Origin of the sequence: Klebsiella sp. GB_Kp047 (assembly GCF_040065235.1) — a bacterium.
In the GTDB taxonomy this organism is placed as follows: domain Bacteria; phylum Pseudomonadota; class Gammaproteobacteria; order Enterobacterales; family Enterobacteriaceae; genus Klebsiella; species Klebsiella quasipneumoniae.
In genome coordinates, this window is sequence record NZ_JBEAJG010000007.1 from 102,886 (window position 1) to 123,140 (window position 20,255).

Here is a 20,255-nt window from a genome sequence, read left to right on the forward strand (position 1 = left end):
CCGGACAGCCTGCGTGACCTGCCTTAAGTTGAGTACGAAAGTTCCACTCAAAAAAAACACTAACCAGAACATTCGTACCGCCTGCTTGAGGAAGTCACCCTATGAATCACATGAACGTTGTCGATGTGAAAGCGTGGATAGATGCCCGCCCGGTCTCGCGCTTTCAATGGAACGTGCTGCTGCTCTGTTTCATCATCATTATGCTGGATGGGTATGACGCTGCGGTGATGGGCTTTGTCGCCCCGGCGCTCATCGAGGACTGGGGCATCAGCCGGGCTGAAATGGGGCCGATTCTTGGGGCGGCTATGTTCGGCGTCGCCATTGGCGCGCTGGTGGCGGGCCCGCTTTCTGACCGCTACGGCCGAAAACGCATTTTACTCTGGTCGGTGGCGCTGTTTGCGCTGTTCAGCCTGGCCGGCGCCGTGGCGCAAAGCCCGTCGCAGCTGGCGCTGCTGCGCTTTCTCACCGGCCTCGGACTTGGCGCCGTGATGCCCAATTGCGTCACGCTGGTGGCGGAATATATGCCGGAGCGGCGTAAAGGGGTGATGATCACCCTGATGTACAGCGGATTCAACGTGGGTTCCGGCCTCGGCGGCTTTATCGCTGCCGGGTTGTTATCGCATTACAGCTGGCACTCGGCGCTGATTTTTGGCGGCGTGCTGCCGCTCGTGGTGCTTCCCTTTATGATCGTGATGTTGCCGGAGTCGGCGATGAGCATGGTGGCGCGCCGACTACCGGGCGAGCAGATCGCCAGGGCGCTTAACCGGCTTGGAGGCCAGTTTACGGCTGACACCGTCTTCCAGCTGAATGCGCCGCCCATCACGCGGAGCAGTAAAGTGGCACAGCTGTTTCGGCATGGCTATGCCCGCGGCACGATAGCGCTGTGGCTAACCTATTTTATGGGGCTGTTCGTGATATATCTGCTGAACGGCTGGCTGCCAACCATTCTCCGCTCCGGCGGGCTGTCGCTGCAGCAGGCGGCGATGATGACCGGCTTGTTCCAGCTCGGCGGCCCGCTGGGCGGGATCCTTGTCGGTATGCTGATGGATCGTGCTTCGGCGAAAGCGGTGATTGCGGCAACCTATTTCCTCGGCTGCCTGTGCCTGTTGTCCCAGGGGTTGATGGACTTCGGATCGGCGGCGCTGTCGGTGCTGATTTTTATCAGCGGGATGTGCATTAACGGCGCGCAGAACGGTCTGCAGGCCTATTCGCCAGCCTATTATCAAACCGAGATCCGTGCTACCGGCGTCAGCTGGATGCATGGTATCGGCCGTACCGGGGCTATTCTCAGCTCCACGCTGGGCGGGATGCTGATGCTGGTCGTGCCGGGACACTCGTCGATCTTTTTGGTGCTTGCGCTGCCGGCCTGCCTGGCGGGGACCTGTATTTTGTTGCACCGTATGAATCACGCTAAGCCTCGACTCACAGAGGCAGAACTGGACGCTTTGTCATCCCCCCTGGAACACCGATAAGTGGAGTTATCTGATGGCTAACATTCTCGGCGGTATCGCCGTCTCTCATACCCCGACTATCGGCTTCGCGGTCGATCATCATAAACAGCAGGACCCGGCATGGTCGCCGATCTTCCAGAGCTTCGAACCGCTGCAGCGCTGGCTGGAGGAGAAAAAACCGGATGCGCTGGTGTACATCTTTAATGACCATGTGACCGCCTTTTTCTTCGATCACTATTCGACATTTACGCTGGGAATCGATAGTCAATATGACGTTGCCGATGAAGGCGGCGGACCACGCTGTCTGCCGCCGGTCCAGGGCAATGCGGCGCTCTCAAGGCACATTGGCGCCAGCCTGATGGCCGATGAGTTTGATATGTCGTTCTTTATGGATAAAAAGCTCGACCACGGCCTTTTCTCGCCGCTTTCGGCGCTGTTGCCCTGGGATGAAGCGCAGGGGTGGCCGACGGCGGTGATCCCGTTACAGATCGGCGTGCTGCAATTTCCGGTACCGAGCGCGCGCCGTTGTTACCGACTCGGCCAGGCGCTGCGCCGGGCAATTGAAAGCTTCCCGGAAGATATCAATGTGGCGATTGTCGCGACCGGCGGGCTCTCGCATCAGGTTCATGGCGAGCGCTGCGGATTTAATAATCCCGACTGGGATGCCCAGTTTGTTGACATGCTGGTTAATGACCCGGAAAAGCTTACCGAAATGACCCTTGGCGAATATGCCGAGCTGGGGGGAATGGAAGGGTCTGAGGTGATCATGTGGCTGGTGATGCGCGGCGCGCTATCAGCCAATGTCACCGAAACCTGGCGCGACTATTACCTGCCGTCGATGACCGGTATCGCTACGCTGATCCTTGAGAACAATGCGCGCCTGCCCCCCGTCGATACCCTGACGCGCCATCGCCAGCATATGGCGCAGCAGCTGGCCGGGGTGGAGAAACTGCCGGGAACCTATCCTTTTACCCACGAGCGCAGCCTGAATGGCTTGCGGCTTAACCGTTTCCTGCATCGGCTGATTGAGCCTGCCTGGCGCGAACGTTTTCTGCAGTCGCCTCAGTCGCTTTATGCCGAAGCCGGACTGAGTGAGGAGGAACAGCAGTTGCTCAACGCACGCGACTGGCGGGGATTGATTCAGTATGGCGCCAGTTTCTTCCTGCTGGAGAAAATGGGCGCGGTGGTCGGCGTATCCAACCTGCATATTTACGCCGCGATGCGCGGGCAGACGCTGGAGGCGTTTCAGCAAACGCGCAACCAACAGGTAACCTATTCGGTGGCGGGTAAACGTTAAACAGTCCCGTCCTGAACCTGCTGATAAATAAAACGCAACAGCGCCTGCGTCGCCGGGGAGGGTAGGCTGCCGGCGCGAAACGTCAGCCCGATACGCCGGGTGGTATCGGGCAGGGGGACCGGCAACACGCTGAGCAACCCATTGTCAGTTTCAAAACGCATCTGGCTGGCGGAAACCGCCGCCAGCATGTCGGAGTCCTGCAGCAATCCTCGCACCATCGCCGCATCCCCGGTCTCCACCGTCGGCTGGGGCAGCGGCAGCCCCAGGGTGACAAACGCCTTATCCAGCAAATGGCGCGCCGGCGCGTTGGCGCGCGGCAGCACCCATTGCGCTGTCGCCAGCTGGCTGCGCGGATCCGGATGGCGCAGCAGCGGGTGGTTATTACGCAGTAAAATCAGCATATCCTCTTCGAATAACGCCTCGCTACAGAGGTCCGGGAGATCTTCATCCTGACGCAGGGCGCCGATAATAAAATCGATATTACCTGCGCGCATATCGGCGACCAGCGACTCATACGGACTTTCATTGGTCATGAGGGTAATACCCGGGTGCTGGGCCAGAAAGGCGGCGATGGCGGAGGGCAGTAGCCGGGTGCGACTCAGCGGCAGGGCGCCAATGCGCACGGTGCCCTCCAGCACCCCGCGACGGGCGGCGAGATCGCTCCAGATGTTTTCCAGCTCGTTGAGCGCTCTGCTCACCGGGGGATAGAGCAGTTCTGCGGCAGGCGTGGGACGCACCCCTTCTGGCGTTCGGCGAAACAGCGCCGAATCCGCCCCTTTCTCCAGGACCTTCAGCGCGGCGCTGACCGCCGGCTGGGTGATCCCCAACTGTTGCGCGACGGTTTGGGTATGGTTGACGTGATAGAGCTGAATAAAAATGGCTAACCGGCGGGTATTGAACAGCCAACCGGCGTCCGCCAGCGGGCCGCTGGTGCGGGTATGGTGCTTCTGCAACAGCGCCGGGATGGCCTGCAGGTCGTCAATCGCCCGCCGGGCGCGCGGCAGGATGCACTTGCCATACTCGGTGGGCACCATGCCGCTGTAATGGCGTTCGAACAGCGTGACGTTCAACGCGGCTTCAAGGTCGCGGATAGCCCGGGTTATCGCTGACTGCGTGCGGAATAAGTCATCGGCAGCACGCGAGACGCTTCCGCGCAGCGCGACCTGACAAAAAAAGCGCAGCTGCATGATATTTATGATTTTATCGTGCTTTCTCTTCAGCATTATTCGTCAGGCCTGAAATAGTGAGTGAGTCGACAACATAAATAAAAATCATAGCCTTCGCAAGTTAACGAATTACCTTCCAACGGCGGGACATGACAAGCTGAAAAAAACAACAGAGGAAGCCATCATGTCTCATCCGGTTAGCGAAAAAAGTGCCCTTGTCGTCAGCGCCCACTCGGCCGATTTCGTCTGGCGCGCGGGCGGTGCGATAGCCCTGCATGCCCTGCAGGGCTATCAGGTCCATGTGGTCTGTTTGTCCTTTGGCGAGCGCGGCGAGTCCGCCAAACTGTGGCGTAAAGGCAACATGACCGAGGAGGCGGTGAAGCAAGTCCGTCGCGAAGAGGCGCAGGCCGCCGCCGAGATCCTGGGCGCCAGCGTCGAATTCTTTGATATCGGCGACTATCCGCTGCGCGCCGATAAAGAGACGCTGTTTCGTCTGGCGGATGTGTATCGCCGTATCCAGCCCCACTTTGTTCTGACGCACTCGCTGCAGGATCCCTATAACTACGATCACCCGCTGGCCTCCCACCTGGCTCAGGAGGCTCGGATTATCGCTCAGGCAGAAGGCTATCGCCCCGGCGAGAAAATTGTCGCTGCTCCCCCGGTTTACTGTTTCGAACCGCACCAGCCGGAGCAGTGCAACTGGAAGCCTGATGTGCTGCTGGACATCACCACTGTCTGGGAGAAAAAGTATCAGGCCATTCAGTGTATGCAGGGCCAGGAGCATTTGTGGGAGTACTACACTCGCGTGGCGCTGCAGCGCGGAGTGCAGGCCAAACGCAACATCGGCATCACGGCCGCGCGCGATATCGTTCACGGCGAAGCCTTCCAGAGCATCTTCCCCCGCGTAACGGAGAACCTGGCATGAAGCTGTTAAATAAAAAAGGCCTTGTGATCCGCCATCTGCCGCGCCATGACGAGGCGGTTTTGCGCCGCTGTGAGGCGGCTGGGGTGGCGACGCTCCATGAAGCCTGGGCACGCCAGGGGCTGATGGGACCGGCAATCCGTCCGATTCAGCAGGGCGTCAGCCGGGCGGGCAACGCGGTCACGGTACTGGTGACGCCAGGCGACAACTGGATGTTTCATGTCGCGGTCGAGCAGTGCCGCGCCGGCGATATTCTGGTGGTGGCCCCGACGTCGCCGTGCGGCGATGGCTTCTTCGGCGATCTGCTGGCGACGTCTCTCCAATCGCGCGGTGTGGTCGGTCTGGTGGGCGATATCGGCATTCGCGATTCGCAAACGTTGCGGGAGATGGGATTCGCCGTCTGGTCCCGTCAGGTTTATGCCCAGGGAACGGTGAAAGAGAGCCTCGGCTCGGTTAACGTCCCGGTGATTTGCGCAGGCCAGCTTGTGCAGCCGGGCGATGTCGTGGTGGCCGACGACGATGGCGTCGTGGTGCTGCCTCACGCCCAGGTGCGTGATGTGCTCGATAAAGCGGAAGCACGCATGAGCAATGAGCTTGCGAAGCGTGAGCGGATGCGCCATGGCGAGCTGGGGCTGGATATTTACGCGATGCGCCAGCGTCTGGCGGAAAAGGGGCTGCGGTATTACGACAGCGCAGATGAGGTGGAGGAGTAAGATGGCGCAACGCGGAATTCCCTGTCTATGGATGCGCGGCGGCACCTCGAAGGCGGCCTGTTTTCTGGCTGACGATCTGCCTGCCGATCCGGTGCAACGTGATGCGGTGCTGCTGGCGGTGATGGGCTCGCCTGATCCCCGGCAAATTGACGGGATCGGCGGCGCCGATCCGCTGACCAGTAAAGTGGCGATTATCCGCCGCTCCGCACGGCCTGACGCCGATGTGGACTATCTGTTTGCCCAGGTGAACGTGACGGGGGCCTCTGTGGACTACGGCCAAAACTGCGGCAATATTCTTGCCGCCGTTGGCCCTTTCGCCATCGAGCGTGGGCTGATTCGCCACGATGCGCCGCTCACTCGGGTGCGTATTTATATGGAGAACACGGGGCAACTGGCGGTGGCAGAGATCCCCTGCGATGCCGACGGGGTCGACTACGTCGGCGAGAGTCGTATCGATGGCGTGCCGGGCAGCGCCAGCCCGATCCTGCTCCATTTTCTTGATGTCGCCGGCTCCAGCTGCGGGGCCCTGCTGCCGACCGGCCGGGTTCGTGATCGTTTTGACGGCGTCGAGGTGACCTGCATCGATAACGGAATGCCGGTGATCCTGCTGCGCGCGTGCGACCTCGGTTGCACCGGCTATGAGACGCGCGAACAGCTGGATAATGACGACGCGCTTAAACGTCGCCTGGAGTCGATTCGCCTGCAGGCCGGGCCGCTGATGCAGCTTGGCGACGTCAGCCAGCGCACGGTGCCCAAGATGACCCTGATCGCCGAGCCGCGACACGGCGGCGCCATCAGCAGCCGCACCTTTATCCCGCACCGCTGCCACGCGTCGATCGGCGTATTTGGCGCGGTGAGCGTGGCCAGCGCCTGTCTGCTTCCTGGATCCGTCGCGCAGGGCATGGCGCAGGTCGCGCCAGGCGCTACGCCGCTGCTCAGCGTTGAGCATCCGACAGGCGAATTTAGCGTGACGCTTCAGCTTGACGCAGACGGCGCCCTGACAGGCTGCGGCCTGTTACGCACGGCGCGACTGCTGTTTGCTGGCGAAGTTTTTATTCCGGCCCGCGTCTGGCCGCGTGAGGAGTAATGATGACGACAATCGCGTTTATTGGTTTTGGCGAGGCGGGTGGCATTCTGGCGGCAGATCTGGCCCGTGAGCATGCGGTGACCATATGGGATTGCAAGCTCAATGGCCCGGAGCGAGAGGCAATGGTCAGGAAAGCCGGTGATTCGCGCGTTCAGGCGGGGAGTTCGCTGGCGCAGGCGCTGGAGAGCGCCGCGCTGATTTTTTCTACTGTGACCGCCGGTGAGGCGCTAAAGGTCGCGCAGCAGGCCGCCGCGCTGCTGCAGCCGGGGCAATATTTCCTCGATCTCAACTCCGTGGCGCCGGAAACGAAACGGCAGGCAGCTGAACATTTTCTGCCCGGCGCCTACATTGATGTCGCGGTGATGGCGCCGGTGCCGCCGGCCCGATTGCAGACACCGTTATTGATCGGCGGGCCGCAGGCGGAGGCGATCGCGCCGCGTCTGCAGGGGCTGGGGCTGAATGCCCGCTATGGCGCCAGTACGGTGGGCCAGGTGTCGGCGATAAAAATGTGCCGTAGCGTGATGATCAAAGGTCTTGAAGCGCTCACCACAGAATGCCTGTTCGCGGCCCGTGAATATGGCGTCGAGGAGGAGGTGCTTAGCTCCTTGCATCATAGTTTCCCGTCTCTGGGCTGGACAGGCGCGTTTCCCGACTATCTGATCAGCCGGGTGGCGGAACATGGCGTTCGGCGCAGCGAAGAGATGGAAGAGGTGGTGAAAACCCTGCGTGATGTGGGGAGCGCCGGGATAATGAGCGAGGCGATCGCGAAAAGCCAGCGCCAGCTTCCGGAGCAGATGGCCGCCCGTAGCCTGAGCTACAGGCAGCTGACGCCGTTTGACTGGAAAACGCTGGTCGCCAGGCTGAAATAACCGCTATTTGGCCGGACAGACGATTTTGTCGATTGCGGCCTGGTAGCTTTTCTGGTTATTGCGCTCTTTCGCCAGCGTTGCTTCGCGGACCGCGTTCTTGTTGCCGTCGGTCGCCAGTACTTTATTGGCAAAATCGTTGTCGCTGAGGTGGCTTGCTGGCGCGCATTTTTCCTTCACCGCTTTGAGCACCTGCTGCTTTTGCTGCTCGAACTGCAGGCTTTGCAGCGGTGATTCGGCCCACGCCGACGTGGCGCTCAGGGCGGTGACCAGGCATACCATCCAATATGCTTTCATCAGGCTTCTCCTTCCGTAATCGCTTCCGTCAACTATATGCGCAGGCGGGAAAACACGCAAATAGCGGTTAATTTAACTTATTGAAAAGGCGTTTGTTATCATCGCCTCAGGCGGCTCTCACCCGCCGCCGCGAGTCGATAGCGATCAGCACCACCGACGCCAGGATCAGCAGAGTGCCCAGCCAGTCCGGCAGCGTGAAGGTGATCCCCAGCAGCAGGAGCGACAGCAGGGCGCTGCTCAGCGGTTCGGCGCAGCTGAGGATCCCGGCTTTGGCGCCGCCAATCTTCTGCGCGCCGTTAAGATAAAGGCTGAATGTCAGCGAAGTACCGATCACCACCAGGTAGAAAAAAGCTAACAGCAGGCTGCCGTTCACCACAAAATCGGTGCCCTGGCCGCCGTAAAACGGCAGCAGCATCGCACCGCCGAACAACATACTCCAGCCGACGATCGGCAGCGTCCCGTAGCGGGCAATTAGCGTCGAGGGATAGGTGGTATAAAACGCGGCGGCAAACGCCGAGGCGATCCCCCAGAACAGCGCCGCCGGCGAAATCGACAGCGTCGTCGGGTTGCCGTGGGTTACCAGCAGAAAGGTGCCCGCCAGCGAGGTGCAGATAGCCCCCAGCACCAACGGAGTGGGGCGCGCTTTGCGGGCGAGGGCGAACCAGGCGACGATGATCGTCGGGGACAGGAACTGCAGCACCGTGGCCGTGGCGGCATTCGATTTTTCAATGGTCATCAAAAAGGTGAATTGCACGGTTAACGCGCCAAACAGCGAGAAAAACAGCAGGCTGACGGCGTCGCGGCGGTTTTGCAGCACGCGGAAAATGCGGTCGCCGTGAACAAAGCCGAGCATCAGCAGGATCAGCCCGGCGAACAGCAGACGCGTCATGGTCAGAAACGGCGACGACATCTGGCTTTCCTGCATAATAAACTGCGCGCATACCCCGGAACTGCCCCACAGCACGGCGGCAATCAGTACGTTCAGCATCCCTTTTTTGCTGGAGCCCATCTTTTCCTCTGGTGAAATGTGACAAAGGGGAATCATAGCATGCGCCCGCCCGGGCGGCGGGGCAGGAAATGGTAGTTGGCCGCGCCGGGGTAACGATTTTGCAGGCCCGGGAAGGCGAAGTCGCCGCCGGGCATGACCCGACAATCGCGTTCTAGCTTAAATCGACATTTTTACTGCCGAACAGCCAGGTGAGCACAAAGCCGCACAGGTAGGAGACCGCCAGTCCGCCGGCGTAAACCGCCATCCCGGCGTAAATCCCGCTGCCGGAGGTCATCAGCGGCAGCGCCACCAGCCCGGACGGACCGAACACGGTGTTCAGGCCGACCGGCAGCCCCAGCCAGGCGATCAGCCCGACGAAGAAGCCGCCGCAGGCGCCGCCGAGGCAGGCGGTAACAAACGGCTTCATCCGCGGCAAGGTGACGCCGTAGATTAGCGGCTCGCCAATCCCGAGGAAGCCCGGAATAATCGCCCCCTTAATCTGGGTTCGCAGCAGCGAATCGCGCTTCGCCCGCCAGAACAGCGCCAGCGCCGCCCCCACCTGCCCGGCCCCGGCCATCGCCAGGATCGGGAACAGCGAGTTAAAGCCCTGGGCATCCACCAGCGCAAAATAGACCGGGACAAACCCCTGATGGACGCCGAACATCACCGCCAGCAGGAACAGACCGGCCAGCACCGCCGAGCCAAACGGATTGCCATTAAGATGCAGGAACAACCACGACATGCCGGTAAACAACCAGCCGCCAATCGGCATGATCACCGTAAAGGTCACCGCGCCCATGATCAGCAGCGTCACCGCCGAGGTGAGGATCATATCGAGGTTGGCCGGCATTACCCGCCGCACCTGGCGTTCAACCCACGCGCCAAGGATGGCGGCGATCAGTACGCCGATGATATTGCCGCGCGGATCGATGCCGTGGCCGAAGAAGGTGGAGATCCCGGCGTAGACGCCGCTGGTCGCCTCCGGGTTGTAGCCCAGCACGAACAGCGAGGCGATAATCGCGCCGTTTACCCCGGAGCCGCCGAACGCCTTCTGCGCGTTATAGCCAATCAGGATGCTCAGGAAGGTGAACATCCCTTTGCTGAAGACCTTCATATAGCCAATCAGCGCCACCAGGCTGGCGTTCGGATGGGCGTTCTCCAGCACGAAAGCCTGTTCCGCCAGGGTGGCGAAGCCCAGCAGCAGCCCGACGGCGATAAAGCCGGGGATTAGCGGCGTAAAGATGGTGGCGAATTTGGCGAGAAACTTCTGCACCGCGCTGGTCTGCTTGCCCTTCAGCGCCTGTTTTCTCTCCGCCGCGACATCGGCCAGCGACGGCGCGGCGGGCGCCTCCTCCAGCAGGACGTTCATCATCTCGGCGGCGGTTTGCGCTTTGCCGGGGCCGAGCACTACCTGGAACTGCTCGTCGCTGACGATCACCCCCATCACGCCGTCAATCTGGCGGATGGCGGTGGTGTCGGCCAGCCCTTCATCGCGCAGGGTCAAGCGCAGGCGCGTCATGCAGTTGCCCGCCTGCGCGACGTTTGCGGCGCCGCCCACGTGGCTGAGGATCCGCGCTATCATCTCTTTCGTTATTTTTGCCATTGCCCGTTACCTGTCTGTCGGCGCTCAGGCGTTGCTGAGCGCCTTGCGGATGTAGCCGTTGTTTTTCGCCAGCAGCGACTGCGCCTCTTCGGCGCTTAAGTCTGCGAGCACCATCACGATCGCCGTTTTACAGTGGCGGCCGCAGGCCTCCAGCGCCTTCTGGGCGGTGGGGCGATCGCAGTCGGTCGCCTCCATCACGATGGAAACCTGGCGCTCAATCAGCTTGGCGTTGGTCGCTTCGACGTCGACCATCAGATTGCTGTAGACCTTGCCGACGCGGATCATTGCCCCGGTGGAGATCATGTTCAGCACCAGCTTTTGCGCAGTGCCGGCTTTCAGGCGGGTTGAGCCGGTCACCACCTCCGGGCCGACCACCGGAGTAATGGCGACGTCCGCCAGATGGGCCATTTCGCCATGCGGGTTACAGCTGACGATGGCGACAAAGGCATTCTGGCGATGGGCATACTCCATGGCGCCAATGACGTACGGCGTGCGTCCGCTGGCCGCCAGCCCCACCAGCACATCGCGGTGGCTGAAGTTCAGGTTCTGCAGATCCATCGCCCCCTGCGCTTTGTTGTCTTCCACGTTTTCCACGGCGCTGAGAATCGCTTTATGTCCGCCGGCGATGATCCCCACCACCTGCTCCGGGCGGGTGCCGAAGGTCGGTGGGCATTCGCTGGCATCGAGGATCCCCAGACGCCCTGAGGTGCCAGCGCCGATATAAATCAAGCGGCCACCGGCCTGCAGCGCCGTCGCGACCTTATCCACCACCTTGGCAATCTGCGGCAGATAGGGCGTAATCGCCTGGGCCACCTGCTGGTCTTCCTGGTTTATCACCGTCAGCATCTCGAGGGTGGAAAGGGTGTCAATGTTGGCGCTGTTGGCGTTGCGTCGCTCGGTCAGCAGTTTGCTCAGGTCGATACTCATAGAAACCTCGTTATTCTCAGTCGTGCGCAGTATAAGGAATTATTTATTCCTTGCCTGTGAAGAGTATCACGATTAGTACGCGGAGAATAATACGAGAATGGTAGAGATGGCGGGAAATGGTGCGGTAATAAAGATGGAATATTTTATTACCGCATCTGGCGTTTAGCGCGCGCTGCGCGGCTGGCTGAGGCCCATTAGCAGCGCCAGCAGGTAGCAGATCGCCATCGCGAGGCTCATTTTCAGCATCGTTTCGCCGCCGAGGCCCGCCAGCGGCGCGGCGATGCCGCCGAAGACAAACATCAGGGTGCCCATCAGCGCGGACGCGGTCCCGGACTGGGCGGCGTCAACGGCGCTCATCGCCTCCGCGCCGGCGACGGTGCTGATGCCGCTCATCAGCGACACGGTAAAGAACAGGCCGACCAGCGCCAGCACCGGCAGCTGCAGCCAGGCAAACAGCAGCATGATCGCCGCGCAGCTCACCGCCAGCGTCAGGCCGCCGCGCAGCAGGCTTTCGGCGCTGAAGCGGCGCGCCAGACGGGAAAAGATCATCGCCGCGATAATCAGCCCGATACCGTTCAGACCGAACAGCAGGCTGAACTGCATGGCGCTCATGCCGTATTCGCTCTGCATCACGAAGGAAGAGGAGCCGATGTAGGAGAACAGACCGGCCATCATAAAGGCCTGAATCAGGCAGAAGCGTAGAAAACGACGATTCTTCAGCACCGGCTGGTCGGGCCGCTGGCGGGTCGCATTGGTTGCCGCGGCCGGGCGCGTTTCCCGCAGGATAGTCAGGCTCATCACCAGCAGCGCGCCGCCAATGGCGGCCATCGTCCAGAAGAGAATTCGCCAGTCGAAGGCGGTGATCACGTAGCCGCCCAGCACCGGTGACAGAACCGGCGCAATACCGTTCACCGTCATCAGCAGGGCGAAAAACTGGGTCAGCAGGGTGCCCTGGTATTTATCGCGGGCGATGGAGCGCGACAGCACCGAACCGCCGGCGCCAGCGAAGCCCTGTAAAAAACGCCAGACAATCAGCATGTTGATATCCCTTGTCAGGGCGCACATCGCCGAAGAGAAGATAAACAGCAGCAGGGACAGCGCCAGCGGTTTCAGGCGGCCAATGCGGTCGCTCAGCGGGCCGAAAAACAGCTGACCCAGGCCGAGGCCAATCAGCGCGGCGGTCAGCGACAGCTGGGTTTGGGTGCTGGTGGCCTGCAGTTGCTGAGTGATCTCCGGCAGCGCCGGCAGATAAAAATCAGTGCACAGCGGGCCGATGCCCGACAGCAGGCCGAGGATCAGCGCCCAGGAGAGGGAAACACGTGGCATAACGATTCCTTACAGAAGCCGGGCGCGGCCGCCCGGCGGGTGAAATTAACTGGCGCCGCCGCCCAGCGACTGCCAGAGGGTGATCCGGTTATTGAGGTCGGTCTGCTGCAGGGACAGCAGCGTCGTCTTCGCCGACCACAGCGTGCGCTGGGCCGTAAGCACCGACAGATAATCGCCGACCCCGGCCTGATAGCTCTTCATGGCGATATCCAGCGAGGTCTGCTCGGCGGCGACGTACTGCCGCTGGGCATCGAGCTCTTCGCTCAGCGTTTCCCGGCGGGCCAGCGCATCGGCAACGTCCTTAAAGGCGCTCTGAATCGATTTCTCGTAGGTGGCGATCAGCCCCTTTTTCTCCGCTTCCGCATAGCGCAACTGCGCCAGGTTGCTGCCGCCGGTGAACAGCGGCAGGCTGATGGAGGGGGCGAACGACCACACCTGCATCCCGTGGCTGAACAGCGACGACAGCGAGTCGCTGCCGACCCCGGCGCTGGCGGTCAGGGAAATCGACGGGAAGAAATTCGCCCGCGCCGCGCCGATATCGGCATTGGCGCTCTTCAGGTTGTGCTCCGCTTCCTGTATATCCGGCCGGCGCAGCAGCACCGACGACGACACCCCCGCCGGCACCAGGGCGATGCTGTTATCCCCCAGACTTTCGAGGGTGCCGGGCAGCAGGCTCTCCGGCACGGTTTCCCCCGCCAGCAGGTTAATGGCGTTTTTATCCTGCGCCACCAGCGTGCGGTAGCTGGCGACGCTGGCGCGCGCCTGCTGATAGACGCTTTCCGCCGAGCTTAAATCGCCGGCGGAGGCGGTGCCCACCGCCATCTGGCGGGCGACGATGTTGCGCGAGTTTGCTGCGCTGTCCATGGTCTGCTGCGCCAGCGCCAGATTGCTGTTATCCGTCGCCAGCGTCACCCAGGCGGTGGTCAAATCGGCAATCATCGTCAGTCGGGTATTCTGCGCGGTGAATTCGCTGGCAAGCCAGGTTTCGCGCGCCGCGCGCGACAGGCTCTGGTTCTTGCCAAACAGATCCAGCTCGAAGCTGGAGACCGCGCCGTCGGCCTGCGAAGTTGAGCTCAGGCCGCTGGCCACCGTTTTGCTGCGGGTATGGCTCAGCTCGGCATCGACAGTGGGAAACAGCGACGCCCGCGTCTCGCCATACTGGGCGCGCGCGGCCTCGATATCGGCCAGCGCCTTTTGCACATCGCGGTTGCTGTTCAGCGCGATACTGACCACTTTTTTCAGCCGCGCGTCATTGACCACTTTCTGCCAGTCGCCGACCACCGCCGTCGATTCGCCGTGCGCCCCGGGCAGGGTGGCCGGCACCGGCGCGGCCGGGCGATCATAATGCGGGTCAAGCGAGACGCAGCCCGCGGTCAGGAGTGCGATAAACATAAAACTCAAACGAAACATACTTTACTCCTGAGAAGGACGTTGGCGGGTGAAGAAGCGTTTCACCAGCACGAAGAACAGCGGCACAAAGAACACCGCCAGCAGGGTGGCCGTCAGGGTGCCGCCGATGATGCCGGTGCCGATCGCCACGCGGCTGTTGGCCCCGGCTCCGGTGGCGACGGCCAGCGGCAGCACCCCGGCAATAAACGCCAGCGAGGTCATGACAATGGGGCGCAGACGGGTCTGCGCGGCGCGGATCGCCGCCCGGGAGAGCGAATATCCCTCATCCACGGCGGATTCAGCGAACTCGACGATCAGGATGGCGTTCTTCGACGACAGGCCGATGGTGGTCAGCAGCGCCACCTGGAAGTAAACGTCGTTGCTTAAGCCGCGCAGCGTCGCCGCCAGCGCCGCGCCGAGCAGGCCGAGCGGGATGACCATGATCACCGAGAACGGCACCGACCAGCTCTCATACAGCGCCGCCAGGCACAGGAACACCACCAGAATCGAAATGGCGTACAGGCTCATCGCCTGGCCGCTGGCCAGCTTTTCCTGCAGCGAAATGCCGCTCCACGCCCAGGTGGAGCCCGCCGGCAGGCTGTCGGCCAGCTTTTCCATCTTGTCCATCGCCGCGCCGGAGCTGAAGCCGGCGGCGTTTTCGCCCTGGATCTCAAAGGCGGCGGAGCCGTTGTAGCGCACCAGGCTTTCCGGGCCGTATTGCCAGTGGGTGGTGGCGAAGGCGGAGAACGGCGTCATGCTGTTATCGCTGCCGCGAACGAACCATTTGCCAAGGTCGGAGGGCACCGCGCGCGCGTCGCTCTCGCCCTGGATATAGACCTTCTTCACCCGGCCGCGATCGATAAAGTCATTCACGTAGGTGCCGCCCCAGGCGCTGGAGAGCGTATCGGTCACGTCGCTCAGCGACAGCCCCAGCGAGACCGCTTTGTTGTTATCGATATCCACCTGCAGCTGCGGCATCTGCGGCAGGTCGTTGGCGCGCACCGACTGCAGCTCGCCGCTCTGGTTGGCCGCCGCCAGTAGCTGACTGCGCAGCTTCATCAGGCTGTCGCGGTCGGTACCGCCGCTGGCCATCAGCTCGAAGGTAAAGCCGTTGCTCTGTCCGAGACCGTCCACCGACGGCGGGGTCATGGCGAACAGGGTGGCGTCGCGGATCGCCCCAAGTTCTTTGTTGGCGCGCAGGGCGATGGCCTGGGCGGTATTGTCGTCGCCTTTGCGCTGCGACCAGTTGTTCAGCGACACGAAGGCCATCCCGGCGTTCTGACCGCTGCCGCTAAAGCTGAAGCCGTCGACGGTGAAAATGACGTTGGTATTGGCTTTCTCTTTCGTCAGGAACCAGTCGGTGACCTGGCGGCGCACCTCGGCGGTGCGCACCGCGGTGGCCCCGGCGGGCAGGGTGTACTGGACCATGATCTCGCCCTGGTCCTCCACTGGCAGGAAGCTGCCCGGCAGTTTCCACATCGCCAGCGCCATCGCCCCGCAAATCAGGACGTAAGCGCCCATCATCACCGCGCCCCGGCGCAGGCCGCCGAGCACGCGGCGCTGGTAGCCCGCTTCCGTGCGCCCCCACAGGCGGTTAAACGCGCCGAAGAACCCTTTGGTATGAGGCCTGGAGTGGCTGAGCAGCGCGCCGCACAGCGCCGGGGTGAGGGTCAGGGCCACCACCACCGACAGCATCATCGCTGAGATAATGGTCACCGAGAACTGGCGATAAATGACCCCGGTCGAGCCGCCGAAGAAGGCCATCGGCAGGAACACCGCCGACAGCACCAGGGCGATTGCCACCAGCGCGCCGGAGATTTCGCCCATCGATTTTTCGGTGGCTTCGCGGGCGGGCAGCCCTTCGTCGCGCATAATGCGCTCAACGTTCTCCACCACCACGATGGCGTCATCCACCAGCAGGCCGATCGCCAGCACCATAGCGAACAGAGTCAGGGTGTTAATCGAGTAGCCGAACAGCGCCAGCACCCCGAAGGTGCCGAGCAGCACCACCGGCACCGCCACCGCCGGAATGAGCGTCGCGCGGAAATTCTGCAGGAACAGATACATCACACAGACCACGAGAACGATCGCTTCGAACAGGGTCTGAATCACGTCCTCGACCGAAATTTTAATAAACTCGGTGCTGTCCTTCGGATAGGCGATATCGTATCCCTGCGGCATCTGACGCTGGAATTCGGCGATCTTGCTTTTCACCAGGGTCGCGGTATCCAGCGCGTTGGCGCCGGGGGCCATCATCACCGCGATCCCGGCGGCCGGATGGCCGTTCAGATTGGCGGTAGCGGTATAATCCTCGCTGCCCATCTCCACCCGCGCGACATCGCTCAGGCGCACCACCGAGCCGTCGGCCTGGCTTTTCACGATGATCGCTTTGAACTGATCGGGGGTTTGCAGCCGCGACTGCGCGCGTACGGTGGCGGTCAGCTGCTGGGCGCTGGACGACGGCAGGGCGCCGATTTTACCGGCGGAGACCTGCACGTTCTGCGCCTCAATCGCCGACTGGACGTCGGAAGGCATCAGCGAGTAGGAGGCGAGTTTGGTCGGGTCCATCCAGACGCGCATCGCGTATTCGGCGCCGAACACCTGCAGGCTGCCGACGCCCTCCACGCGCGCCAGCGGGTCCTGCAGGTTGCTGACCAGCCAGTCGGAGATATCGGAGCTGGTGGCGCGGTCGGTTTTGTCATACACCGCGAGGATCAGCAGGAAGCTGCTCTGCGATTTTTCCACCGTCACACCGGACTGCTGGACTTCGCTCGGCAGCCGCGATTCCGCCTGCTGGACTTTGTTCTGCACCTGCACCTGGGCGGTGTCCGGGTCGGTCCCCTGCTCAAAGGTGACGGTGATGCTGACCGAGCCGTCGGAGCTGCTGGTAGAGCTGAAGTAGAGCAGATGGTCGAGGCCGGTAAGCTGCTGCTCGATGACCTGGGTGACGCTGTTCTCCAGGGTTTCGGCAGAGGCGCCGGTATAGGTGGCGGAGATTTTCACCGCCGGCGGGGCGACGTCCGGATACTGGCCCACCGGTAGGGTGCGGATCGCCAGCACGCCGGCGAGCATAATCAGAATGGCGATCACCCAGGCAAAGACCGGGCGACGCACGAAGAAACGGGAGAACATCAGGCGTTGCCTCCGTTATTGTTGACGGCAACGGCCTTCACCGTCTGGCCAGGGGCCACTTTACCGGTGCCTTCGACGATCAGCTTGTCGCCCGCTTTCAGGCCGCTCAGCACCAGCCATTTATCGCCGTAGGTGTCGCCGGTTTCCACGGCGCGCTGCGCAACTTTGTTGTCGGCATCGACCACCAGCGCCGTGGCGTTGCCTTTGGCATCGCGGGTAATCCCCTGCTGCGGGGCGAGGATCGCGTCGTTCATGATGCCTTCATCGATGCGCGCGCGGACGAACATCCCCGGCAGCAGGACGTGCTGCGGGTTGGGGAAGATAGCGCGCAGGGTCACCGAGCCGGTGGATTCATCGACGGCGACTTCGGTGAGCGCCAGACGCCCTTTTTCCTGGTAGGTACTGCCATCTTCCAGGGTTAGCGTCACGCTGAGGGTGTCGCTGTTGCTGGCCAGGCTTTGTTTGCGTAAGCGCAGGAGATCGACGCTGGATCGCGTCAGATCGACATACATGGTGTCGAGCCCGCGGATCGTCGCCAGTGCGGTATCCTGATCGGCGGAGACCAGCGCCCCCGGCGTGACCGACGAGATGCCGATACGCCCGGCAATCGGCGCGGTGACGGTGGTCCAGTTCAGGTTGATGCGCGCGCTCTCCAGCGCCGCTTTCTTCGATTCCACGCTGGCCTTGTCCTGGGCGCAGGTGGAGGCGGCGTCGTCGGCATCCTGGCGGGAGACGCCGTTATCCCGGACCAGCGACGCGTAGCGCTGAGCCTTCTGGCAGTCGGAGACTACCAGCGCCTGGGCCTGTTTCAGCGCCGCCGCCGCTTCGTTCCAGGTCGCGCGATAGCTGGAGGGATCGATCTGGTAAAGGGCCTGCCCGGCCTTCACCATATCGCCTTCGGTAAACAGGCGCTTCTGGATGATGCCGCCCACCTGCGGGCGTACTTCGGCGCTGAGCGAGGCGGTGGTGCGGCCGGTGAGCTGGCTGACTACCGGAACCGGCTGGCTTTGCAGAGTGACCACGCCCACTTCCGGCGTAGGATGCTGCGGGGCAGATGTCTGCGCATTATCGCATCCGCTAAGGAGAAATAATGCTGTCGCGATGGGAGCTATGATGTATTTCATTATATTTTCTCAAGATATAAGACGTCCGCCCCGTTTATTTAAAAACGAGGGAATAGGTTGGGCGCTGAGGCATTTTCGGCTAAGCGAAAATGACAAAAAAGGAACACAGATGTTCCTGAACGTGATTGTTATTGTGTCTCCGCTGAAGCCAACCTCTTCGGCCTTCAGGAGGTGAAAAGCGCATCTCCTCTGGTTTTGTGGTGAGAATGATCATTCTCATTTTTTGCCATTATACGATCCGCCGCGATAATGGAAAGGTTTTTTTGCTTACTTTTAGAACGCAAAAAATTAAGGCAAATAATCATGGAGAAAATAAGAATTTTTTGTGAAAGTGGAGAGGGAAAATAACCATTCGGCATCGCGATACTGGAGATAGTTAATGGCGTTAATCATTACAAAAAGCATTAATCCCGACGATCAACAAGAATTGTTTGCCGGTCTGCGGCACTATAATCAGCAGTATCTTGATGCGGCGCAGTTTGGCGATCTGGGGGTTTACTCCCGCGATGCGCAAGGGGTGATGCAGGGCGGGCTGATTGCCAAACGCAAAGGCAACTGGCTGTGTATTGAGTATCTGTGGGTCAGCGAGGCGACCCGCGGACGCGGGCTGGGAAGCGAGCTGATGCAGGAGGCGGAGCGGCAGGCGCAGGCGCTGGGCTGCAGCCATCTGCTGGTGGATACCTTTAGCTTCCAGGCGTTACCGTTTTATCAGAAATTAGGCTATCAGTTGCAGATGTCGCTGCCCGACTTCCCGCACGCGGGGATGCAGCGTCACTATTTGTCGAAAGCGCTGTAACGATCCTGATATCGCCGGGCGGTCAGGTACCGTACCTGTGATTGTGCCGGATGGCGGCATAAATGCCTTATCCGGCCTACACCGTTCTCCCGTAGTTTCGCCCCACCCAGGACCGGCAAGCGTAGCGCCGCCGGGCAGGATATCAGGCACGTCACCTGTATTCTTGCCGGGTGGCGGCTATCGCCTTACCCGTCCTGGGGGTCGTGCGACCTGTTGTTAATTTAACCACTTGTGCGACTGAAACTGCCGGTGCTGGCCGCCCCCTGTGCGCTCCCTGCTCCATAAGAGACATAACGCAGAAGATCAACCGGGAGCGCAATCTGCCCGGATATAACACGGGAGTGGTAGCCCTGCTAAGCGTAGCGCGAGCAGGGAAAATCCCGGATGGCGGCGCGTGGCGCCTTATCCGGGCTACAAAAGCTTTTGCCGGGCGGCGGCTACGCTTAACCCCCGACGCCGTGGCCCATCAACGCCAGCGCGTGGCTGACGATGGTCTGGCGGTTGACCGCCTGTAAACGCGGATCGCTGTGGATGCGCGAAAACGGCACCAGCACCAGGCTAATCACCGTGGTAAACAGCAGCTCCGGCGACAGCGCCGGGTTAATCTTGCCCTCCAGCTGCCAGCGGCGCACTGCCTCCAGCATCACCTGAAAACGCTCCTCGCCGAAGCGGGCATCCATATGCTGACGCAGGATCGGCATCTCGCCGATGATCTCCTGCATCCACAGCGGCGCGAACCAGGCGTTCTTCTCCGCCATATGCGCCAGCGTTTCGACCATCATCGTCAGCGCCAGCACCGGGTCCTGCGGATGGTCGACAAAGATGCGGCTGATGTGGTTGCGCAGCGGCATAAAGCGCTCCTCAATCAGCTGCGTCACCAGCGCATCCCGCGAACTGAAATAGTAATGCAGCATCGCCGGCGTTACCCCGGCCTCTTTGGCGATGGCGTTCAACGACACGCGGGCCGCACCGTCGCGGGCAAACAGCGTCAGGGCGATGTCCATCAGCTGTTCGCGGTTGGCGGTACCCGATTTTTTTCCACGCGGTCGCCCCGGGCGGCGGGGGGCATTCTGATCCTTTTGTGCTGTCATGATATGGCGATCTCTTGACCCGACTCATTCTTTCACTAAATATTAATTATGCATTTAATTAATTTCAAGCGAGCGTTGTG

The 20,255-nt window shown here is 61.5% G+C and carries 19 protein-coding genes; 8 read left to right on the plus strand and 11 right to left on the minus strand.

The window, feature by feature from the left end:
- The first annotated feature begins 101 nt into the window (after nt 1–101).
- Nucleotides 102–1,472, plus strand: a complete 1,371-nt coding sequence (locus ABLV76_RS05645; RefSeq protein ID WP_094334428.1) for an aromatic acid/H+ symport family MFS transporter — start codon at nt 102–104, stop codon at nt 1,470–1,472.
- A gap of 13 nt (nt 1,473–1,485) precedes the next feature.
- The gene (locus ABLV76_RS05650; protein WP_004205139.1) at nt 1,486–2,748 is read left to right on the plus strand and encodes a gallate dioxygenase; all 1,263 of its coding nucleotides are present in this window, start codon (nt 1,486–1,488) and stop codon (nt 2,746–2,748) included.
- On the opposite strand, the gene ABLV76_RS05655 is transcribed toward ABLV76_RS05650, so the two are convergent.
- Complete coding sequence (locus ABLV76_RS05655; protein WP_017900183.1) at nt 2,745–3,971, minus strand: LysR family transcriptional regulator; 1,227 nt, start codon at nt 3,969–3,971, stop codon at nt 2,745–2,747. The genes ABLV76_RS05650 and ABLV76_RS05655 overlap by 4 nt on opposite strands.
- A 127-nt stretch (nt 3,972–4,098) precedes the next feature.
- On the opposite strand from ABLV76_RS05655, the gene galB reads away from it, so the two are divergent.
- The 4 genes from galB to ABLV76_RS05675 are packed head-to-tail and all read left to right on the plus strand — an operon-like array spanning nt 4,099 to nt 7,505.
- Nucleotides 4,099–4,839, plus strand: a complete 741-nt coding sequence (galB, locus tag ABLV76_RS05660) for a 4-oxalmesaconate hydratase (RefSeq protein WP_004205133.1) — start codon at nt 4,099–4,101, stop codon at nt 4,837–4,839.
- Entirely contained in the window at nt 4,836–5,549 is a 714-nt protein-coding gene (locus ABLV76_RS05665; RefSeq protein ID WP_017900182.1) for a 4-carboxy-4-hydroxy-2-oxoadipate aldolase/oxaloacetate decarboxylase, read from the plus strand. Before galB ends, ABLV76_RS05665 begins: the two co-directional genes overlap by 4 nt.
- A gap of 1 nt (nt 5,550) precedes the next feature.
- Nucleotides 5,551–6,636 (plus strand): 4-oxalomesaconate tautomerase, encoded by a 1,086-nt coding sequence (locus ABLV76_RS05670; protein WP_004205131.1) that lies wholly within the window; start codon nt 5,551–5,553, stop codon nt 6,634–6,636.
- Between the two features lie 2 nt (nt 6,637–6,638).
- Nucleotides 6,639–7,505, plus strand: coding sequence for an NAD(P)-dependent oxidoreductase (locus ABLV76_RS05675; protein WP_023319368.1), 867 nt, complete (start codon nt 6,639–6,641; stop codon nt 7,503–7,505).
- Nucleotides 7,506–7,508: 3 nt separating this feature from the next.
- On the opposite strand, the gene ABLV76_RS05680 is transcribed toward ABLV76_RS05675, so the two are convergent.
- From ABLV76_RS05680 to eefA, 8 genes are all read right to left on the minus strand, one after another.
- On the minus strand, nt 7,509–7,799 hold the full coding sequence (locus tag ABLV76_RS05680; protein WP_057212649.1) for a YicS family protein: 291 nt from the start codon (nt 7,797–7,799) through the stop codon (nt 7,509–7,511).
- 106 nt (nt 7,800–7,905) lie between these two features.
- Nucleotides 7,906–8,808, minus strand: a complete 903-nt coding sequence (locus ABLV76_RS05685; RefSeq protein ID WP_004205129.1) for a DMT family transporter — start codon at nt 8,806–8,808, stop codon at nt 7,906–7,908.
- A gap of 151 nt (nt 8,809–8,959) precedes the next feature.
- The gene (gene murP / locus ABLV76_RS05690; protein ID WP_057212651.1) at nt 8,960–10,390 is read right to left on the minus strand and encodes a PTS N-acetylmuramic acid transporter subunit IIBC; all 1,431 of its coding nucleotides are present in this window, start codon (nt 10,388–10,390) and stop codon (nt 8,960–8,962) included.
- A 24-nt stretch (nt 10,391–10,414) separates the two neighbouring features.
- Complete coding sequence (murQ, locus tag ABLV76_RS05695; RefSeq protein WP_109938744.1) at nt 10,415–11,317, minus strand: N-acetylmuramic acid 6-phosphate etherase; 903 nt, start codon at nt 11,315–11,317, stop codon at nt 10,415–10,417.
- 162 nt (nt 11,318–11,479) lie between these two features.
- Nucleotides 11,480–12,643, minus strand: a complete 1,164-nt coding sequence (locus tag ABLV76_RS05700; protein WP_043522790.1) for a multidrug effflux MFS transporter — start codon at nt 12,641–12,643, stop codon at nt 11,480–11,482.
- A gap of 45 nt (nt 12,644–12,688) precedes the next feature.
- The gene (gene eefC, locus ABLV76_RS05705) at nt 12,689–14,053 is read right to left on the minus strand and encodes a multidrug efflux RND transporter outer membrane subunit EefC (protein WP_004205125.1); all 1,365 of its coding nucleotides are present in this window, start codon (nt 14,051–14,053) and stop codon (nt 12,689–12,691) included.
- A gap of 3 nt (nt 14,054–14,056) precedes the next feature.
- Nucleotides 14,057–17,164 carry a multidrug efflux RND transporter permease subunit EefB gene (gene eefB / locus ABLV76_RS05710; protein WP_065878887.1) on the minus strand — a complete coding sequence of 1,036 codons (3,108 nt, stop codon included), beginning with the start codon at nt 17,162–17,164 and terminating at the stop codon, nt 14,057–14,059.
- Nucleotides 17,164–18,288 (minus strand): multidrug efflux RND transporter periplasmic adaptor subunit EefA, encoded by a 1,125-nt coding sequence (gene eefA / locus ABLV76_RS05715; protein ID WP_043522786.1) that lies wholly within the window; start codon nt 18,286–18,288, stop codon nt 17,164–17,166. Before eefA ends, eefB begins: the two co-directional genes overlap by 1 nt.
- A 206-nt stretch (nt 18,289–18,494) precedes the next feature.
- Between eefA and ABLV76_RS05720 the strand changes: the two genes are divergently transcribed.
- Entirely contained in the window at nt 18,495–18,617 is a 123-nt protein-coding gene (locus ABLV76_RS05720; RefSeq protein ID WP_032426094.1) for a hypothetical protein, read from the plus strand.
- Here the strand turns inward: ABLV76_RS05720 and ABLV76_RS05725 are convergent.
- Nucleotides 18,577–18,693, minus strand: coding sequence for a hypothetical protein (locus ABLV76_RS05725; RefSeq protein WP_032431163.1), 117 nt, complete (start codon nt 18,691–18,693; stop codon nt 18,577–18,579). The genes ABLV76_RS05720 and ABLV76_RS05725 overlap by 41 nt on opposite strands.
- Between ABLV76_RS05725 and ABLV76_RS05730 the strand changes: the two genes are divergently transcribed.
- A complete protein-coding gene (locus tag ABLV76_RS05730) occupies nt 18,668–19,084 on the plus strand; it encodes a GNAT family N-acetyltransferase (protein WP_004205120.1) in 417 nt (138 codons plus the stop codon). The two genes, ABLV76_RS05725 and ABLV76_RS05730, sit on opposite strands and share 26 nt — an antisense overlap.
- A gap of 443 nt (nt 19,085–19,527) precedes the next feature.
- Here ABLV76_RS05730 and ABLV76_RS05735 read toward each other — a convergent pair whose 3' ends face one another.
- Nucleotides 19,528–20,175 carry a TetR/AcrR family transcriptional regulator gene (locus ABLV76_RS05735; RefSeq protein ID WP_017900760.1) on the minus strand — a complete coding sequence of 216 codons (648 nt, stop codon included), beginning with the start codon at nt 20,173–20,175 and terminating at the stop codon, nt 19,528–19,530.
- Nucleotides 20,176–20,255 lie beyond the last annotated feature (80 nt).